The following is a 19,268-nucleotide window of genomic DNA, read 5'->3' as shown; positions in this document are numbered from 1 at the left end:
TCATTGTTTATCGTCGCTGAAAACAGTGTTGCCAAGAGTGATTAAAATGACTCTTTCTTTTTACACAATTATATGGACTTTATCCTTCATTGGCTCTATGAAGGACATTTCTCTTGATGTACTATAAATCACCATAAATCACTCCAAATTCGCATACACTTCAATAATTATTTACCTCTTTAGGATTACCTTGCGAATTCTGATGAGAATAAGACACAAATACACCATCAAACCTTATATGATAACAAAAAAACACACTGTGATTTTATGTGAAATACAGTGTGTTTTGTCTTGAGAATTGTTTGTTTGCACCTCTGAAGTGAACCCGTTACTAAAAGTGCTGCGGTTTTTTAAATTAAATTAATTTCTGAAAGCAGGACATCTATATCTAGGATCATATTTCCCTGATCATCCACTTCGATGTGTTCGTCCTTTTTCATTTTTGTCAGCGTTCTGCTGATGGTTTCTCGAGTGGTTCCAATCATACTGGCTAAATCACGATTAGTAAACTCAGACTTAAGCAGAATCGTCCCATCCTCTAATTCCGTCCCATGCTTTTGCCCAAGGCGTATGAGGAGTTTGATGATTTGCTCATATGTATTGTTTAGAATTTGTTCTTCCAGTCGGTTTTGCAAATCCACGATTTTTTCACCTAGTACCTTAAATACTTTAATACTTAGTTCAGGGTATTCAATGAGAACACTTTCAAATTTAGAAATAGGGACTGCGATAAGTGTTGATGGTTCAAGAACTTCAGCATAAGCAGGGTAATCGCCTTTCCTAAAGAAACCTACATGAGGAAACATTTCACCCTTTTTCATAATGGCAACAATTTGTTCTTTTCCATGAATATCACTTTTATATATCTTTATTTTTCCGTCATAAATAAAATAAACATTTTCTAAGGGATCACCTTGATGAAAAACATGACTTTGCTTTTTCCATTCTCTTGCAATGGAAATATTAGCAATCTTTGTTAATTCATAGTCATCTAATTCCTTAAAAAGCATGAATTCAGAAAGCACCTTCTTAATTTCTCCAATTCTCATGCTCCACCTCCACAGACGAAATAAAATACCTTATACTATTGTAACAGACAAATAAATAATATTTAACTAGCTTTTATTTACGAACGTTTATTCGCTATAATGGTAGTAATGAGGTGATCCCATGAAATTGAAAAAAAACCTGCAAGAAATTCTTGCTGATTTAAAAATAAATGACAGTTTTAAAGAAAATATAGTTACCTGGAAGACACTAGAAGCTAAGGAAGCTCAAACTGTGTCTCTTCCAGATAATCTTCATATGGCATTAAGAGAGTCTCTGAAAAGTAAAGGAATAGAGAAGCTGTATACGCACCAAAAAACAGCGTATGAGAATATCATGGCTGGAAATAGTATTGTAGCTGTTACTCCAACTGCTTCAGGAAAAACACTGTGTTATAATTTGCCAGTTTTACAAAGCATTTTATCGAACCCGAACGCAAGGTCTCTGTATATGTTTCCTACTAAAGCTCTTGCGCAGGACCAAAAGAGTGAAATAAATGAAATTATCCAGGCTGCTGGTATTAATATTAATAGTTATACCTATGACGGCGATACACCGGCCAACATTCGCCAAAAGGTCCGTAAAGCTGGACATGTTGTCATAACCAATCCAGATATGCTCCATTCAGCCATCCTGCCTCATCATACGAAATGGGTTTCTCTCTTTGAGAATCTCAAATTTGTTGTAATTGATGAGCTTCATACGTATCGAGGTGTTTTTGGAAGCCATGTTGCTAATGTGATTCGCAGGCTAAAACGGATCTGTCGTTACTACGGCAGCAACCCTGTTTTTATCTGTACATCTGCAACTATTGCAAATCCGCTCGAGCTAGCCGAGAACTTAACAGAAGAAAAGATGGTCCTAATTGATAATAATGGAGCACCAAGTGGAACCAAACACTTTCTTTTTTATAATCCGCCAATTGTAAATAAGCCCTTAAATATAAGAAGAAGTGCAACACTTGAGGTCCGGAAAATCGCTGGTGAATTGTTAAAAAATAAAATTCAAACGATTGTCTTTGCTAGAAGCAGAGTCCGAGTAGAGATAATTTTAACCTATCTCCAGGAATTAGTTAAAAATCAATTAGGTCCAAAATCGATCATGGGGTATCGCGGAGGCTATTTACCAACAGAAAGAAGAAAAATCGAAAAAGGTCTCCGTTCTGGGGATATCTACGGAGTAGTCAGTACAAATGCACTTGAGCTGGGAGTGGATATTGGTCAGCTGCAGGTATGTATTATGACTGGATATCCTGGAACAATTTCTAGTGCATGGCAGCAGGCAGGGAGAGCAGGTAGAAGGCACGGTGAAGCCCTGGTGATAATGGTTGCTAGTTCAAGTCCACTCGATCAATATATCATCCAGAACCCTGAGTACTTTTTTAGTAAAAGCCCTGAGACCGCAAGGATTAATCCTGATAACTTGATAATATTAATTGATCATATGAAATGTGCTGCTTTCGAGCTTCCTTTTAAAGCTGGTGAGCAGTTTGGGGAAGTTGGAACGGAGGAGCTGCTTGAATATCTGACAGAGGAACGCATTCTGTATCAGAACGGTGATAAATGGTTTTGGATGAACGATTCTTTTCCTGCTCATAATATTAGTTTGCGCTCCGCTTCGCAGGAAAATGTCATCATTGTTGACCAATCAGATGTCGCTAATGTAAAAGTAATTGGGGAAATGGATCGCTTTTCAGCCATGACTCTTCTGCATGATGAAGCGATATATCTCCATCAAGGAACCCAATTTCAGGTGGAAAAACTTGATTGGGATGAAAAAAAGGCATTTGTCCGGGAAGTGGATGTTGATTATTTTACGGATGCCAATTTAGCAGTACAACTGAAGGTATTAGAAGAGGACAAGCTTAAAAAAATGGAGTATGCAGAGATTGGCTATGGGGATGTGAGCGTCCGCGCCATGGCCACCATTTTTAAAAAAATTAAATTCGAGACCCATGATAATATCGGTTCAGGACCTATACATCTCCCCGAAGAAGAGTTACACACAAGTGCGGCATGGATTTCGTTAAATAAGTCGTTCTCAGAAATGGGACATGAACGATTAGAGCAGGGACTCGTTGGAACTGCTCATGCTTTAAATCATATTGCACCATTATTTGTAATGGCAGATCCACAAGATATTCATGTGATTCCACAGGTTAAAGCAGATCATAATGAAAAGCCAACCATATTCTTCTATGACCGTTATCCTGGCGGCATTGGTTTAAGCGAGAAAATTCATTCTGGTCTGTCAGTGGTGTTTTCAGAAACGAAAAAAATGATTGATAACTGTAAATGTCAAACTGGTTGTCCATCATGTATCGGAACCGATACCGTGGGTGAAACCGCAAAAAGTGATACATTAAAAATAATCGAAGCGTTTTTAAATCCTTCCAATTAAAACGAGGAAGTGCTGAAATGTCATTGAAAAATAAATTGAATCGTTTAAAACCACATATTTCTGGAGGAGCAGCAGTAATAAACAATAATACTCCCCCCGAGTCAGCGAGGGTCGAGATCCCTTTCCTTCCTAAATGGGAAAGTGAAAATGTGACCCCTTATTTTTTGGATCAGGATTACTGTCTGATTCGTGAAATTAAATATCCGTTGGCACAAAAACATGGACATTACCATTTTCATGATTTTTTAACAGCTGTTGATATTTGGAATAAACAGCCTATTAGCCATCCGTTATCAGCAGAAGGACACCGTGCCGACGAATTATTCTTCTTTGATACAGAAACGACAGGACTTGGCGGCGGCGTAGGGAATACGATTTTTTTACTTGGTTATGCGAGTGTTATCGGTGAAAATCTTGTGTTAAGGCAGCATATTCTCCCGCATCCAGGTGCTGAAGTCCCTTTATATCAAAGCTTTCTGGAAAAGGTAAACTATAAAACATTGGTCACCTATAATGGGAAATCCTTTGATTGGCCGCAGGTAAAAACCAGGCATACACTTGTAAGGAATCATGTACCAAAGCTTCCCGCATTTGGTCATTTTGATTTATTTCATGCTGCTAGAAGACTTTGGAAACATAAATTGGACCGTCTAAAGCTAGCAGTGGTCGAAAAAGAGGTCTTAGGTATAGAACGACAAGATGATATACCGGGTTATTTGGCTCCGATGATTTATTTTGACTTCATTGAAAGTAAACAGCCTGATGGAATGCTTGGAATCATAAAGCACAATGAAATCGATATTTTATCACTTGTTACATTATATACCCATCTAACTTTTCAACTTTGTGGTATGGATAACAACCAGACACGAAAAGAATCATTTGAAGTCGGACGTTGGTATGCTTCACTCGGGGAAAAGGACGAAGCTGCAAAGGTATTGACAAAGCTTGTAGAGGGCAGTGATTTTACTTCTCTACAAGCAAAGCTTACGTTAGCCTATCAGTCTAAAAAAGAGCAAAACTGGGAAATTAGTTTACCATTATTTTTAGAAGTGGCTGACGCCGGAAATGACACGCTTAGTCAAGAAGCATGCATAGAAGCTGCTAAAATATATGAGCATAAAATAAAAGATTATGAACTTGCCTTAGATTATTGCCTAAAGGCTTTGGAAATAGTGGGTGAAACGAAAGCTCCAATGCAAAAAATTCAGCAACAGCTTGAAACGAGGAAGAAACGTTTGGAGGGGAAATTCGCTAAATTTCCCAGGTAAGCGCAAAATTCGGCAATTATTTCAATTAAGTAAATAAATTCGTCATTCCTCGATTATTTGTAACAAAAATTTCACATTTAAAATGAATTTATCATATTGTTTCTTATAGTTGAAACATGTAAAATATTAAACTGTGAGTAAAAAGCGACTATAAAGCAATAATGGGGTAGATACTATGTATAAAGCAATCTTGTATTTATTTTTTATTGTCGTTTGTTTGACTGCAGTACTTTTTTCAAGTTTAAAAGATAACTTATATTCGATGCTATAAAAAGCAAAAGCGCCATTCTGTCAAATATAGACTCCTATCACTAGGCGCTTGAGCTAGACTGTTGTCTAATTGAAGTTTATCTTAATTATAATTATGAAAAATAGGTATTTTCCTTAGTACAAGAATTTCCCTCCTAACATAGGCTGTTAATGTAAACAGAATATAAAATTGAAGGGAGAGCTTATATTGTATCTTGGAACTAATTTTGCGCCGCCAGTCATTCATCCGACTCAACAATTCGTTAACCATACTTTCTCAACAACAGTGGTACCACATATTCACCCAAAACATTTAACAACTATTAATCATCATATGTTCCAGCATAAACACTATTGTCCAACTACAGCTTCTTGCGCTGAAGAATGCTGTAATCAGCACATCAACTGTTGCCCAGGGGGTATGCCTCCAGTGCCAACACCTCTGCCAGCAGCAGTTGCTGGAGCACAGAGTAATGCTTTACCTAACATGCCCCCAAATATGGGACCAGGCATGATGGGACCGGGTATGGGACCAGGTATGATGGGACCGGGCATGATGGGACCGGGTATGGGACCAGGTCAATACCGTCGTCCGCGACGTTTCTTTGGATAATCAAAAAAACAGGGGCAATTTTGCCCTTGTTTTTTTGTTTTATTTTGATACGTTTATAAAAAAATGGTGCTCATCTGCCAATTAAAGGAGAATAACCTTGATTAAAGTTTTAGCCATATCAGGTTACAAACCATTTGAATTAGGAATTTTTAAAAATGATCATCCTTCTGTTTTGTTTATTAAAGCTGCCTTAAAAAAAGCACTAAATACGATGATAGAAGATGGATTAGAGTGGGTATTAATCAGCGGTCAACTCGGTGTTGAGCTTTGGGCTGCAGAAGTTGTTTTTGAACTAAAGTCAGAATTTCCTGATGTGAAGCTAGCTGTAATTACGCCATTTCAAGATCAAGAGGCATCATGGAGTGAAAACAACACGGAATGGTATAAATCTATTCTTGCACAAGCCGATTTCATCGATTCAGTAACGAAAAAAGGGTATGAAAAACCTTGGCAGTTTCGTTTAAAAAATCAATTTTTTATTGAAAAAAGTGACGCATTACTCCTATTATATGATCATGAGAAAGAAGGAAGCCCAAGATACATATACGAAATGGCAGTTCAACATCAAAGCAAACATTCTTATCCTATCCAGCTGATTACATTTTATGATTTACAAGAAATCGTCGAAGAAGAAGAATTAAAACGTTTAGATTTTTAAAATGAGGCTGTGTAAAGCTAATTATTATTTTGTCACTCTGTTGATTGGAGCGGAAGGCACGAAGACTCCTGCGGGAGGACGGGGCAGGGGAGACCCACAGGCGCATAAGCGCCGAGGAGGCTCCCCGAACCGCCCGCGGAAAGCGAAGTGCCTGGAGCGCAAATCAACATGCAAGGTTAACACAGCTTGCTATAGAAATAGGCTTTACATAGTAATAAGAAAGAAAAATTGACAAAATCACTTATTTTTGAAAAAATAATAGGTAATGATTGGCGAATACTGAGGTGAAATTGAATGGTGACCGATAAAGTGAAATTAACCGCTAAGGATATATTAGAAAAAGAATTTAAGACCGGTGTCAGAGGGTATAAGCAAGAAGACGTTGATAAGTATTTGGACTTAATTATCAAAGATTATGAAATGTTCCAACAGGAAGTTGAAGATCTTCAGCAAGAAAATCTCCGCTTGCGTAAGCAATTAGAAGAAACATCTAGAAGACAGCCAGTAACACAGCCTGCAGGTACAACGAACTTTGATATCTTGAAGCGTTTATCGAATCTTGAAAAGCATGTTTTTGGTAATAAGCTATACGATTGACAGATAGTACCTTGATTTCCTATTTAAAACCATTGATTAATAAAACACAAATGCATATAATATAAAAGTACTCATTAATGACGTTCGGGTAATCGCTGCAAGGAGCAATTGTTCTATTGTAGAGGAAAGTCCATGCTCGCACGAGCTGAGATGCTCGTAGTGTTCGTGCCTAGCGAAATCATAAGCTAGGGCAGCTTAGAGCCATTGGCTTGGCTGACGGCCGGGAAAATACCTAAGTCCTTACGGATATGGTATGAATACCTATAAAAGTGCCACAGTGACGGAGCCTTTTCAGAAATGAAAGGGGTGGAACGAGGTAAACCCCACGAGCGAGAAACCCAAATAATGGTAGGGGCACTTTCTCTGAGGAATTGAACGAGGAGAAGGACAGATTCTTTGCGAATCTGTAGATAGATGATTACCACCTAAGTACGAGACGTGTAACGTCGTTTGTAGTACTATGGTACAGAACATGGCTTACAGAACGTTATTAATGTAAAATAAAGTTAATGGTATCGACTCTCCTTATGAGGAGAGTCTTTTTACTTTTAGAGAATTTTTGTTTTTGCATGGGCTTACTGATTTTGGTCTATAATGGTATGATAGACCAGCATATATTCATACATAATAAGGTAAAAAGTTAAGGGTGGACGAAATGGGAAAATATCAATTAATTGCAACCGCCGCGATGGGGCTGGAAGCATTAGTCGCAAAAGAAGTGCGCGCTCTCGGTTATGAGTGTGAAGTAGAAAACGGCAAGGTGATCTATACAGGTGATGAACAAGCCATAGCTCGCAGTAATCTTTGGCTTCGAACGGCTGACCGAGTAAAAATAAAAGTCGGTGAATTTAAAGCCTATACCTTTGATGAATTATTTGAGAAGACGAAAGCACTGCCATGGGAAAAGTACCTCCCGGAAGATGCTGAGTTTCCTGTTACCGGAAAGTCGGTAAAATCAAAACTATTTAGTGTTTCAGATTGCCAGGCTATTGTAAAAAAAGCGGTTGTGGATCGAATGAAAAGTCATTATAAGCGTACCTCCTGGTTTGAAGAAACTGGTGCATATTTTCGAATTGAAGTGGCATTGTTAAAAGACGTTGCTACGATAACAATTGATACCAGTGGTCAAGGTCTCCATAAACGAGGATATCGTGTCGATCAAGGGGAAGCACCATTAAAGGAAACCCTCGCTGCCGCTTTGGTATCACTGACAAATTGGAATCCAAATAAGCCGTTTATCGATCCTTTCTGTGGTTCTGGTACTATTCCAATTGAAGCTGCTATGATAGGTCAAAATATTGCTCCTGGCTTTAACCGTGAATTTGTTTCAGAAAATTGGAATTGGATTCCGGGAAAAGTATGGGATGAAGCTCGAACAGAAGCTGAGGACTTGGCGAATTATGATCAGCCGCTTGATATAACAGGGACTGATATTGATCATCGAATGGTGAAGATTGCTCAAGAAAATTCCTTTGAAGCTGGTCTTGGCGACCTCATTCAATATAAGCAAATGCAAGTCAGAGATATATCAACGAATAAAGAATATGGGGTCATTGTTGGAAATCCACCATATGGGGAAAGACTTGGTGAGAAGAAAGCTGTTGAGCACATGTACAAGGAAATGGGACAAGCTTTTAGTAAGCTTGATACCTGGTCCATATATATCATGACCTCAAATGAAGAGTTCGAGCAATTTTATGGGAAACCAGCTACAAAAAAGCGAAAGCTGTTTAATGGCTTCATTCGCACAGACCTTTATCAATATTGGGGAAAAAGACCTCCCCGTACAATTGAATAGTATTGTATAGAACAATTGGAGCCTATTGAAAAAGGCTCCATTTAATTCGTTTATTGGAGGAGTTATATGCAAGACCGTATTCCATTTGTAGTATCTAAAACTGAATCCTTTTATGACAAGCTAAGTGAGTGGATTGGTGACTTATTTTATGATATTTTACCAGAAGCTGGCTTTGAATTACGAGATGAACAAATCTTTATGGCCTTCCAGCTGGAAAAGGCATTTAAAGACAAAAAAGTCATGTTCGCTGAAGCGGGAGTTGGTACCGGCAAAACAATCGTATACTTACTTTACGCTATCATGTACGCCAGATACACTAATAGACCAGCCATCATTGCTTGCGCGGATGAAACATTGATTGAGCAGCTTGTTAAAAAAGAAGGTGACATTGCAAAGCTCGAAAAAGTAATTGGGCTCAATATTGATGTCCGATTAGCAAAATCGAGGGACCAATACCTTTGCTTAAAAAAGCTTGATTATGTTAGGCATGAAGATTTTAACGATGATATTGCTGGAATTTATGAGGAATTACCAGATTTTGTCCATAGTGACGGCTCCATGCAAAAGTTTGAAAGATATGGCGACCGCCGGGATTATCCTTCATTGTCCGATGATACGTGGGGGAAAATTAACTGGGATATGGTTCAGGACTGTTTTTCTTGTGAAAAAAGACACCGTTGCGGGCTAACTCTAAATCGCGATTTTTACCGACACGCAAAGGACTTGATTATTTGCTCTCATGATTTTTATATGGAGCATGTTTGGACAAAAGAATCACGAAAACGGGAAGGTCAACTTCCGTTATTGCCTGAACACTCTTCTGTTGTTTTTGATGAAGGACATTTACTTGAGTACGCAGCACAGAAGGCGTTAAGCTATCGTTTTACCGATTCTACACTAGAGACCTTACTAACAAGGCTGATGGAAAATGAAGTACGTGAAAAAACGTTATATACCATAGAGGAAGCTCTTTTAGATAATGATAAGTTCTTTAGTGCTATTTCACAGCATGCTGTCCCATCAGAAGGATCAGAAAAACAAATGATTACCATGCATCCTTCTTTAATACAATATGGTACAAAGCTGTTAAACAGGCTCCAAGCAATAGAAGAAGAGCTAGTCTTTGAAAGTGAATTGTACGTGATAAATGAATACGACTTGAAAATTGTTGAGGAATATTTAGAGCAAATAACTTACTCGTTATCGCTGTTCCTTAAAGAAATGAATGGGATTACTTGGTTCGAGGAAAAGGGCTATGAGCGGACACTTGTTATCATGCCGAAAATGGTAGAAGAAGTCATGAGAGATGAGGTCTTTTCCCAAAAGAAACCGTTTATCTTTTCATCTGCGACCTTATCAAATGAAAAGAAGTTTGAATACATTACCAATAGCTTGGGAATTAAAGAGTATTTGTCCTTTTCTGTGGATTCACCTTTTGATTACCAAGAGAAAATGGACGTATTCCTGCCTAAATTCAATCAAAACTCGTTGGAGGATAAACTAGACTATTGTCTAAGCAAGGTTGTTCAATCAGAGGGTCGGGCACTTATTCTTCTAAACAATCAAAATGAATTAAAAAGCCTTAAACAAAAGCTTTCAGGGAACATTCCTTACCCGGTTTACTTCGAAGGGGACGAAGAAATTAGCACGCTTGTATCTAAGTTTCAAAATGAGGAGCATGCGATTCTTTGCACCATTCATCTATGGGAAGGCTTAGATATTCCTGGAAGATCATTAGAGAATGTGATGATATTTTCACTGCCATTTCCACCGAATGATCCTGTGTTCACGGCTAAGAGGAATGGGGTTCAGGACCCATTTGCAGAGGTTGATTTACCCTATATGCTGCTAAGGCTAAGACAGGGAATCGGACGATTAATTAGAAGTGAAAATGATCGTGGAACTGTTCACATAATGCTAAATGAGGATATTGAACCAGCGTTATTACAGAAGATTAAAGATGTTCTCCCGACAGAGGCAGTAGAGGTATAAAGGAAAAGGTCAGCCGCCGGGGCTGACCTTTTCTTTTCCTTATCTGCCTAATAATCGAAGTCCCTCTGGAGTCATTTTCTCAGGTGACCATGCTGGTTCCCAGACAAGATTAACTTCAACGTTTCTTGTTTCTTCAATTCCTTGAACACTGTAGCGAACTCCACTTGTTATGCTGTCATGAAGTGGACATCCTGGTGTTGTTAACGTCATTGTAATTTCTACATCCGCTTCCTCGGTAACTTCTACATTATAAATTAAACCTAGGTCAACAACATTAATATTTAACTCCGGATCATATACACTTTTTAATGCTTCTAACACTTTTTCTTTTAAGCTCATGCTAAACACCTCGTTATTTTTTTAGAATGCTCAGAATACTTAAGGCAATGGCGATTAAAACAATAGATAATACAAATTGTCCAATATTAAAAAGAAGAATGGTTTTAAAGATGATGGAAAGAAAGACAGCTAATACAGCAACTACGAATAACGTAAAGAGGGGAGCTACTATTTTTTCATTCATCATATCTTTTAAGGAAGGTACGGCTTGTTTCCCGATTTCCTTACTGTATTTATAAGTCCACCATAGGAATGGAACGATTTTATATAAATATCCCATAATACTTAGGACAATCCATAGCAATAAATAAAGATATACCAATGGACCAATTAGGGTTGAGAATTGCTCACTCCACAATCCGATGAAGGCTGCTAGGTGGATAATATTACCTAAGCCAATTGCCCCTAATGCAAATGAGAACGACTTATCAAGATTCTTCTTCAACCTTTTTTTAATAATGATAGAGATATGCCAGCTGAAAACAGAGAAACCTGCTAACAGGAAGAAGAATCCAGCTTTTAGAAGAATACTATTACTGCTATAAAAGGAAATTAGCGTAATCACAAGACCAGAAATATATAACCCATATACATATCGTGCCTGAACCATTGAGAATCCGTGTGATAATGAAAACATAGGAATCATCTTATAAGAAAAACCGAAAATTAATAGTGTAAACCAGCCTGTTACACCCATTAAAAGATGGCTTTTAAAGATAGCTTGGTAGTATTCAGCAGCTAAGCCTGTTTGAAGAGAAAAAATCAATGTAATTCCCAGGAATATTGTTAAGAATAAGCAAACCAGCGCACTCCCGACAAAGACTGTCAAGATATTTGGTTTAGCCTGTGTTCTTAAGGTCATAAACATTTGAAATAAAAACATTAAGATCCCAAGCAGCATTAGAATTCCTGGTAGTAATGCGTTTTGTGGAGAGACATATAACATCCACGAAAACGAAGCAATTCCAAGTGCAGTAACAATAAATTGGATAAAACCAAATTTTTCATTCCAAATTTTCGTTAAGAAAGCAACTGGTACTAGCTGATACATCGCTCCCATCGCCACCATAAGCGCCCAGCCCAAGACAAGTATGTGTGTGGCTGACCAGATTGCTGGGAGGCGGAAGCTGCCATTGACTAGCATTTGTCCATTTACTAGAACTAGAATCTGTGATAAGACGAGAGCGATTAAACTGAAAATAATAAATGAGAAAGGAAGCTTAATATTTGTTTCATTCCCCTTAGACAGTGGAAGCATATGTTTACACCTTCTTATCGGAAGATTACAATTTTAAAACTTCCGTCGTTTTGTGGTTCTGTTCGCTGCTTGTAGCCAAGTTCCTCTAGCTGCTCATAAAGAAACATCGGTCTTCTATCATTAATGATGGTTAGTACTTCACCTTCACCTAAATTTTCTAAGGCTGTAAGAGTCCTCATCATTGGCTGTGGCGGTTCTAAACCTCGATTATCTAATATCATTTGTGATCACCTTTCTATCTAGGAATTCTTCGTAAAAGTAACTTTCCAGTGCTTAGCATCAATTTCCTCTGCTTCATGCGTAAAGCCTTTTGCTTTTAATACAGCAAACAATGGTACCGGCTTGAAAGGAGCATGGAGGATAAAAATATCATTATCTTTCACTTCTTTTATGGCTTCCATAATTTTTTGGAAAGGTTCAATTTTATTCTTTAAATCTTCTCTAACATCTAATTCAATAATTTTTTGTTCCACTTTGAACAACCCCTTTTCATTTTTAGTTGAATAATTCTTGCTCCAGTGCTTCGCGGTCAATTAAATAGAACCCATCTTCGCACTGGTTAATGTAGTTTTTCTTTTTTAAATGATTGATGGTTCTGCTGACTGTTTCCCTTGAGGTTCCAATCATATTGGCCAGTTCGCGGTTGGTGAATTGTGTTGTAAGCTGAAACCTGCTGCCAACTTGTTCACCATTTGACTGACAAAGTCGAATTAGAAGTAATACAATTTGTTCAAAGGTATTATGAAGGACCTGTGCCTCTAATCTTCCTTGGAGGTCAACAATTTTCTCTCCTAACACTTTGAATAGCTTTATACAGAGTTCTGGATAGGAAATAAGTGTTTCTTCAAATTTGTCGATTGGAATAACAACGAGATTTGCTTCTTCTAAAACCTCCGCATGGGCTGGAAAGTTTCCTTCCCGGAAAAAACCGGCATGTGGAAACATCTCACCCTGTTCGAGAACGGATACAATTTGTTCCTTCCCAGAAAAATCTGTTTTATAGATTTTGATTTTTCCAGAATGGATAAAGAATACTCGGTCAAGCGGATCATCCTGCATAAATACATACATCTTCTGCTTATAAAAGCGAGACAATGCAATTTTTATGAATGGCTCCAGCTCCTCATCTGATAATTCCTTGAACAGAGGGACATTTGATAATCTTTTTTTTATGTCCTCTTGCCTCATTAACATCACCTTCGTATTAGTAATTCTTAATTACTTTCATTTTAGCAGTGATTGAAAAACAATTATGTGACCTCCATCATAGATAACAGATTTCTTGAAAATTATTCTCAATGGAGTGTGGTGAATATCACAGACGAAGAATGAGGAGTTTCACTTTGTAGCTTTCTTGGGAACGTTAAAATACGAGGTATTGAAACAGGAAAGGATGACAGAAATGGAAATACAGCGGGGGACAAAAATAAACAAAGTGGTAAAGGCAAATAGAAATGCACTTTTAAAAGCCATTTTAGTTATTACCATATTGCTTAGCTTCACTGTTTTGTTGGTTGGCGGCTATTGGATCTTTAAGGAACAGGCGCCAAGACCTTTAGAAATTACAAATGAAAAAGGCGAAGTGCTTTTTACAAAAGAAACGATTATGGGAGGACAAGCAGTCTTCCAAAAGTATGGCTTAATGGACTATGGAACAGTTTTAGGACACGGATCATATATGGGTCCAGATTATACAGCTGAGGCTTTGAAAATTTATACGGAAGGTATGCAAGACTATCGAGCAAATGAAAAGTTTGATAGCAATTATGCTTCCTTAACTGAAGATGAGAAGTCGATCATCAAAAATAATGTTAAAAAAGAAATGCGTGAAAATCGCTATGATAGCAGAACAGATACAATGGAACTAACAAATGCTCAAGCTTTTGGACTTGAAAAAGTAAGAGAATACTATAAAGAAATTTTCACTAAAGGTGATGGATGGGGATTAAAGGAGAATCTGATCAAGGAATCAGATATGCCGGAAAAAGATCGTGCCTATGTTGCTGAAGGTGATCAAATAGAACAAATTTCTGACTTCTTCTTCTGGACTGCATGGCTTTCAAGCACTGTCCGTCAAGGTGATGAAATCACTTATACAAATAACTGGCCTTATTATGAAGACGCAGGAAATCAAATGTCGTTCTCTGCCATCCTATGGAGCGGGGTAAGTGTAACACTATTAATACTCTTTATTGGTATTATATTATGGATTTTCTATCGTTATCATCTAGATATGGACAGGGCGTACAAGGAAGGAAGCTTCCCGCAAATTGACTTGAAGAAAATTCCGCTGACACTTTCACAAGTAAAAACTGGAAAGTATTTTGTCATCGTTGTCGCCTTATTCTTTGTACAAGCAATGCTCGGAGCACTATTAGCGCACTATTATATTGAACCTGATAGCTTCTTTGGAATGAAGTGGATTCATGATATTCTCCCATTCAATATCACGAAAGGTTATCATTTACAGCTTGCGATTTTCTGGATTGCAACCGCATGGTTAGGAATGGGTATTTATATAGCGCCGCTTGTTGGTGGTTATGAGCCTAAAAAACAAGGATTATTGGTAGATATCTTATTCTGGGCATTAGTTGTTCTCGTGGTTGGAAGTATGATTGGACAGTGGCTGGGGGCAAATGGCTATTTAGGAAACAATTGGTTCCTACTCGGACACACTGGCTGGGAATATATCGAGTTGGGACGTTTATGGCAGATTATATTAATAGCAGGAATGCTCATTTGGCTCTTCATCGTTTATCGTGGACTTAAAAGTGGACTAAAGCGTGAAAGTGATAAAGGTGGACTTATTCACTTATTGTTCTACTCCGCAATCGCTGTACCAGCATTCTACATCTTTGCATTGTTAATTAACCCTGATACCAGCTTTACCTTCGCTGATTACTGGCGCTGGTGGATTATTCACTTATGGGTAGAAGGTATTTTTGAAGTATTTGCAGTCGTTGTTATTGGATTCTTAATGGTTCAAATGAAACTTGTTACAAAGAGCTCTACTGTAAAAGCACTTTACTTCCAATTAATTTTACTATTAGGAAGTGGAGTAATCGGTATTGGACACCATTACTATTACAACGGTTCAGCTGAAATTTGGATTGCACTTGGTGCTGTTTTCTCTGCACTAGAGGTTATTCCTTTAACACTCTTAATCCTTGAAGCCTATGAGCATTATAAAGTGATGAAAGATGGCGGTAATAACTTCCCTTATAAAGGTACATTTTGGTTCTTGATCTCTGTTGGTATCTGGAATCTAGTGGGAGCAGGGGTATTGGGCTTCTTAATCAATCTACCTGCTGTAAGTTTCTTAGAACACGGACAATTCTTAACTCCGGCACATGGACATGGTTCGATGATGGGTGTATACGGTATGTTCGCTTGTGCGGTACTATTGTACTCATTAAGAAATATTGTTAAACCAGAGGCGTGGAATGATAAATGGGTTAAAATCAGCTGTATTGCGCTAAACGTGGGTCTTGCAGGAATGGTATTCGTATCGTTACTACCGGTAGGAATTATTCAATTAAAAGAAGCATATGATCACGGTTATGCAACTTCCCGTTCAGTTGAATTCCTTCAAAAGGATATTGTTCAAAGCATTTTAACATGGCGTGCTGTTCCAGATACAATTTTCTTAATTGGTGTTGTTGTGCTGCTTGCATTCAGTTTAAAGGCACTTTTCAATCTACGTAAGCCAACACATAAGGAAGAAGAGCAGCTTCCTGTAAAAGATTTAGCGTTGGACGAAGACTAATCATAAATTGAAAAATCCGCAAGGGTTAATCTTGCGGATTTTTTTCCTGGTTAGATTCGTAGCATTCAAAGCAATACATCTTTCGGTCGTCAGATTGTACGCCATTAAAGAAGCCTTCTAAACAATAAATCTCTTTCGCGCATGACGTGCAATAGCCTACCAATTCTTTCATTCTATCTTCTCCTTCCGGTAACTAATAGCAAAATCATCCTATAGGTGTGATGGTCAGCACTATGGTACGTAGACTTATTTTTTATAATAAGAGAGAAGTTAACAAATTTAAGGGAGTGAAAATAATGCAAACATTTGCAACGATTATCCATGTACCAGATTTTCCACCTCGTGAAAAACATTCAACTATTTTTAGGGGTTTTGACGAATTAAATTCTGGAGAATTTATGCAGATCGTGAACGACCACGACCCAAGACCACTACAGTATCAGTTTATGATGGAAAGACCTGAACAATTTACTTGGGAATACCTTGAAGAAGGTCCTGAAGTTTGGAAAGTATCAATCGGTAAAAAGTAATAATTTCAATGAATACTTAACCTCTCTTTACCATTTTACTTTGTTTTTCCAGGAAACATCCTCTTTCCCTAAAATTATTTTACAACAGAATTTATCTTCTGTTGTTTTTTTATCCCTAGATTTTCAGAAAAATATGATAAAATACAATTGATTAGTAAAAAGGGGGATTTAGTTTGAGAATGACTCCAGAGCAAGTAGAGAAGAAGTTTTTAGAATACGTTAAGAAAATGAGTGCCTATAATGAAGCCCTGGGATTGATTTATTGGGATTTAAGGACAGGGGCTCCAAAGCAGGGAGTGGATCAGCGGTCTGAAGTAATTGGCATGCTTTCATCAGAGGTTTTTAAAATGTCCACTTCTGAAGATATGGCAGCATACATAGCAACTCTTTCGAAAAATAATATATCCGAAAAGACAGCGAAAATTCTTGAGGAATGTAAAAAAGAATACGAACGCAACAAAAAGATTCCTGCGGAAGAATACAAGGAATATGTCATCCTCCAGTCCAAGGCAGAATCTGTTTGGGAACAAGCAAAGGAAACGTCAGATTTTGAATTGTTCAGACCTTATCTAGAGAAGCTGGTAGAAATGACAAAACGTTTCATCAATTATTGGGGGCATCAAGGAAATCAATACGATGCCTTACTAGATTTATACGAACCTGGGATGACAGTAGAAGTCCTTGATCAAGTATTTGGAGATTTAAGGGAGAAAATAGTACCGTTGGTCAAACAAATTGCTGACTCACCTAATAAGCCTAAAACAGAATTTCTTTTTAAAACCTTTAAAAAGGATAACCAGCGGGCATTAAGTTTAGAAATACTTGCAAAAATGGGCTATAACTTAGATGCCGGCAGACTAGATGAAACAGTGCATCCCTTTGCTACTGGCTTAAATCCAGGAGATGTGCGGGTCACAACTAATTATGATGAACAGGATTTCCGCACAGCTGTTTTTGGTACGATTCACGAAGGCGGTCACGCGTTATATGAACAAAATATTTCAAAAGACTTGATTGGCACACCATTATGTACAGGAACATCAATGGGGATTCACGAATCTCAATCGCTTTTCTACGAAAATATTGTTGGTCGCAGCTTTTCTTTTTGGAAAAATAACTATGAATTATTGAAGACATATGCTACTGGTCAGTTTGATGATGTTACAATTGAAGACTTTTACCGTGGAATAAATGAATCTAAGCCGTCGCTGATTAGAATCGAAGCGGATGAATTAACATATCCTCTCCATATTATTATTCGCTATGAAATTGAAAAAGGTCTATTTAACGGTGAGCTTGAGGTGAAGGATCTCCCGAAGGTTTGGAATGAATTATATGAAGAATATTTAGGGATTACACCAGAGAATGATGCGAAAGGCGTACTGCAGGATGTTCACTGGGCAGGGGGCAGCTTTGGATATTTCCCGTCCTATGCTCTAGGGTACATGTACGCTGCTCAGTTTAAGAATAAGATGCTAAAGGATCTGCCAAACTTCGAGAAACTGTTAGAGGAAGGTAATTTACTGCCAATCAAAGAATGGCTGACGAAAAACATCCACCAATATGGTAAGAAGAAGAAACCGTTAGAAATCCTTCATGATGTAACAGGGGAAGGCTTAAATGCTCAATACCTAATCGATTATTTGTACGAGAAATATGGCAAGGTATATCAACTAAATTAATAGAAGGCAAAGGAAGGGAAATAACATTCCCTTCTTCTTTATTTCAATAAGGTGTGTGTGCGATGGGGAAAATGGGTCCAATTATTTTAATTGCAATAAGTGCGGCTTTGTGGGGAATCATAGCCATATTTGTTAGAAAACTAGCAGCTTTAGGTTTTACTTCAATGGAAATCGTTACCTTGAGAGTAGTAACAGCCGTTTTATTGCTAGGGATTATCGGTATTACAAAATATCCAGGACAAATGAAAATACATTTGGCAGATAGTAAATACTTTATTGGAACGGGGATTTTCAGCATTGTACTATTTAATTGGTGTTATTTTACTTCTATAAACCAATTGAGTCTATCGTTTTCTGTTATTTTACTTTATACTGCTCCTACATTTGTAGTTATACTTTCTTATCTATTTTTAAAAGAAAGTATGGATAGAAGGAAAATTATTTCAGTCATTGGGACTTTGATAGGCTGTGTTTTAATTGTTGGAGTAAGTTTAAAGGATACACCATCAATGAATCTTGTTGGAATTCTAACAGGATTAGGTGCAGGCTTCGGTTACGCTTTATACAGTATATTCGGTAAATTTGCGTTAGCAAAATACCGCCCATTCACTGTTACTTTTTACACGTTCTTAGTTGCTGCTATCACATTGCTTCTATTTACAGATCTTTTTGAAAAAGGAAGTATTTTAGGAACCGGGGAAGTCATCATTTATGGATTAGGTTTGGGATTATTTCCAACAGTTATAGCTTACTTATTATATACAAAGGGACTAGAAAAAATGGAGAGCAGCAAAGCATCTATTATTGCGACTGTGGAGCCTGTCGCTGCTACGTTACTAAGTGTCTTCCTATATAATGAAAACTTTGGGGTTCTACAATTTGTTGGAACTGCTATTATTCTATTATCGGTTATTCTGATAAATTTGCCGAAAAAAACTTTTATAAATAAACAAAAAAAGGCTTCAGTATAAATGAAGCCTTTTCTTGTGTGCGCTTGGCAGCGCTTCGCTCTAATGGGTGAAAGTCCCTAACATGCCGTTGTGGCGGAAATGTATAGCTGACAGGTAG

At 37.7% G+C, this 19,268-nt stretch carries 17 protein-coding genes and 1 other RNA gene; 12 read left to right on the top strand and 6 right to left on the bottom strand.

The genetic code is table 11. The annotated features are described in order from the left end of the window. Positions 1–350: 350 nt before the first annotated feature. Complete coding sequence (locus TR08_RS06830) at positions 351–1,049, bottom strand: Crp/Fnr family transcriptional regulator (RefSeq protein ID WP_045516853.1); 699 nt, start codon at positions 1,047–1,049, stop codon at positions 351–353. A 121-nt stretch (positions 1,050–1,170) separates the two neighbouring features. Here TR08_RS06830 and TR08_RS06825 point away from each other — a divergent pair, with 121 nt between their 5' ends. The 8 genes from TR08_RS06825 (at position 1,171) to TR08_RS06795 (ending at position 10,625) form a co-directional block, all read left to right on the top strand. Continuing rightward, positions 1,171–3,447, top strand: a complete 2,277-nt coding sequence (locus tag TR08_RS06825; protein ID WP_045516851.1) for a DEAD/DEAH box helicase — start codon at positions 1,171–1,173, stop codon at positions 3,445–3,447. Positions 3,448–3,464: 17 nt separating this feature from the next. After that, complete coding sequence (locus tag TR08_RS06820) at positions 3,465–4,718, top strand: ribonuclease H-like domain-containing protein (protein WP_045516849.1); 1,254 nt, start codon at positions 3,465–3,467, stop codon at positions 4,716–4,718. A gap of 457 nt (positions 4,719–5,175) precedes the next feature. Next, a complete protein-coding gene (locus tag TR08_RS30835; RefSeq protein WP_081954382.1) occupies positions 5,176–5,580 on the top strand; it encodes a CotD family spore coat protein in 405 nt (134 codons plus the stop codon). A gap of 100 nt (positions 5,581–5,680) precedes the next feature. Continuing rightward, complete coding sequence (locus tag TR08_RS06810; RefSeq protein ID WP_045516859.1) at positions 5,681–6,238, top strand: DUF1273 domain-containing protein; 558 nt, start codon at positions 5,681–5,683, stop codon at positions 6,236–6,238. A 294-nt stretch (positions 6,239–6,532) separates the two neighbouring features. Continuing rightward, positions 6,533–6,835 (top strand): cell division regulator GpsB, encoded by a 303-nt coding sequence (gene gpsB / locus TR08_RS06805; protein ID WP_045516845.1) that lies wholly within the window; start codon positions 6,533–6,535, stop codon positions 6,833–6,835. Between the two features lie 80 nt (positions 6,836–6,915). Further along, positions 6,916–7,320, top strand: an RNA gene (rnpB, locus tag TR08_RS30830) — RNase P RNA component class B. Positions 7,321–7,490: 170 nt separating this feature from the next. Next, positions 7,491–8,633 carry a THUMP domain-containing class I SAM-dependent RNA methyltransferase gene (locus TR08_RS06800; protein WP_045516843.1) on the top strand — a complete coding sequence of 381 codons (1,143 nt, stop codon included), beginning with the start codon at positions 7,491–7,493 and terminating at the stop codon, positions 8,631–8,633. A 66-nt stretch (positions 8,634–8,699) separates the two neighbouring features. Further along, entirely contained in the window at positions 8,700–10,625 is a 1,926-nt protein-coding gene (locus TR08_RS06795; protein WP_045516842.1) for an ATP-dependent DNA helicase, read from the top strand. Between the two features lie 39 nt (positions 10,626–10,664). Here TR08_RS06795 and TR08_RS06790 read toward each other — a convergent pair whose 3' ends face one another. The 5 genes from TR08_RS06790 to TR08_RS06770 are packed head-to-tail and all read right to left on the bottom strand — an operon-like array spanning position 10,665 to position 13,410. After that, a complete protein-coding gene (locus TR08_RS06790; RefSeq protein WP_045516841.1) occupies positions 10,665–10,964 on the bottom strand; it encodes a metal-sulfur cluster assembly factor in 300 nt (99 codons plus the stop codon). A 13-nt stretch (positions 10,965–10,977) separates the two neighbouring features. Then, complete coding sequence (locus TR08_RS06785; protein WP_045516840.1) at positions 10,978–12,222, bottom strand: hypothetical protein; 1,245 nt, start codon at positions 12,220–12,222, stop codon at positions 10,978–10,980. 14 nt (positions 12,223–12,236) lie between these two features. Then, positions 12,237–12,443, bottom strand: a complete 207-nt coding sequence (locus tag TR08_RS06780) for a DUF2249 domain-containing protein (RefSeq protein ID WP_045516839.1) — start codon at positions 12,441–12,443, stop codon at positions 12,237–12,239. An 18-nt stretch (positions 12,444–12,461) separates the two neighbouring features. Beyond that, positions 12,462–12,695 carry a DUF2249 domain-containing protein gene (locus TR08_RS06775; protein WP_045516838.1) on the bottom strand — a complete coding sequence of 78 codons (234 nt, stop codon included), beginning with the start codon at positions 12,693–12,695 and terminating at the stop codon, positions 12,462–12,464. A 22-nt stretch (positions 12,696–12,717) separates the two neighbouring features. Continuing rightward, on the bottom strand, positions 12,718–13,410 hold the full coding sequence (locus tag TR08_RS06770; protein ID WP_045516837.1) for a Crp/Fnr family transcriptional regulator: 693 nt from the start codon (positions 13,408–13,410) through the stop codon (positions 12,718–12,720). Between the two features lie 214 nt (positions 13,411–13,624). On the opposite strand from TR08_RS06770, the gene TR08_RS06765 reads away from it, so the two are divergent. From TR08_RS06765 to TR08_RS06750, 4 genes are all read left to right on the top strand, one after another. Then, complete coding sequence (locus TR08_RS06765; protein ID WP_045516857.1) at positions 13,625–15,988, top strand: nitric-oxide reductase large subunit; 2,364 nt, start codon at positions 13,625–13,627, stop codon at positions 15,986–15,988. Positions 15,989–16,284: 296 nt separating this feature from the next. Then, the gene (locus tag TR08_RS06760) at positions 16,285–16,518 is read left to right on the top strand and encodes a DUF2249 domain-containing protein (RefSeq protein WP_045516836.1); all 234 of its coding nucleotides are present in this window, start codon (positions 16,285–16,287) and stop codon (positions 16,516–16,518) included. A gap of 179 nt (positions 16,519–16,697) precedes the next feature. Next, positions 16,698–18,200: a carboxypeptidase M32 gene (locus TR08_RS06755; RefSeq protein WP_045516855.1), complete on the top strand. Its 1,503-nt coding sequence runs from the start codon at positions 16,698–16,700 to the stop codon at positions 18,198–18,200. A gap of 62 nt (positions 18,201–18,262) precedes the next feature. Then, a complete protein-coding gene (locus TR08_RS06750) occupies positions 18,263–19,171 on the top strand; it encodes a DMT family transporter (protein WP_045516834.1) in 909 nt (302 codons plus the stop codon). Positions 19,172–19,268 lie beyond the last annotated feature (97 nt).

The organism is Neobacillus niacini, from assembly GCF_000759675.1.
GTDB classification, from domain to species: domain Bacteria; phylum Bacillota; class Bacilli; order Bacillales; family Cytobacillaceae; genus Neobacillus; species Neobacillus niacini_A.
This window is presented reverse-complemented; position numbering and strand designations above follow the sequence as displayed.

Bases quoted from the DNA above. Each gene is read 5' to 3' on its own strand.
- TR08_RS06830 (WP_045516853.1), bottom strand. From the start codon at position 1,049: ATGAGAATTGGAGAAATTAAGAAGGTGCTTTCTGAATTCATGCTTTTT.
- TR08_RS06825 (WP_045516851.1), top strand. From the start codon at position 1,171: ATGAAATTGAAAAAAAACCTGCAAGAAATTCTTGCTGATTTAAAAATA.
- TR08_RS06820 (WP_045516849.1), top strand. From the start codon at position 3,465: ATGTCATTGAAAAATAAATTGAATCGTTTAAAACCACATATTTCTGGA.
- gpsB (WP_045516845.1), top strand. From the start codon at position 6,533: ATGGTGACCGATAAAGTGAAATTAACCGCTAAGGATATATTAGAAAAA.
- TR08_RS06800 (WP_045516843.1), top strand. From the start codon at position 7,491: ATGGGAAAATATCAATTAATTGCAACCGCCGCGATGGGGCTGGAAGCA.
- TR08_RS06795 (WP_045516842.1), top strand. From the start codon at position 8,700: ATGCAAGACCGTATTCCATTTGTAGTATCTAAAACTGAATCCTTTTAT.
- TR08_RS06790 (WP_045516841.1), bottom strand. From the start codon at position 10,964: ATGAGCTTAAAAGAAAAAGTGTTAGAAGCATTAAAAAGTGTATATGAT.
- TR08_RS06785 (WP_045516840.1), bottom strand. From the start codon at position 12,222: ATGCTTCCACTGTCTAAGGGGAATGAAACAAATATTAAGCTTCCTTTC.
- TR08_RS06780 (WP_045516839.1), bottom strand. From the start codon at position 12,443: ATGATATTAGATAATCGAGGTTTAGAACCGCCACAGCCAATGATGAGG.
- TR08_RS06770 (WP_045516837.1), bottom strand. From the start codon at position 13,410: ATGAGGCAAGAGGACATAAAAAAAAGATTATCAAATGTCCCTCTGTTC.
- TR08_RS06765 (WP_045516857.1), top strand. From the start codon at position 13,625: ATGGAAATACAGCGGGGGACAAAAATAAACAAAGTGGTAAAGGCAAAT.
- TR08_RS06760 (WP_045516836.1), top strand. From the start codon at position 16,285: ATGCAAACATTTGCAACGATTATCCATGTACCAGATTTTCCACCTCGT.
- TR08_RS06755 (WP_045516855.1), top strand. From the start codon at position 16,698: ATGACTCCAGAGCAAGTAGAGAAGAAGTTTTTAGAATACGTTAAGAAA.
- TR08_RS06750 (WP_045516834.1), top strand. From the start codon at position 18,263: ATGGGGAAAATGGGTCCAATTATTTTAATTGCAATAAGTGCGGCTTTG.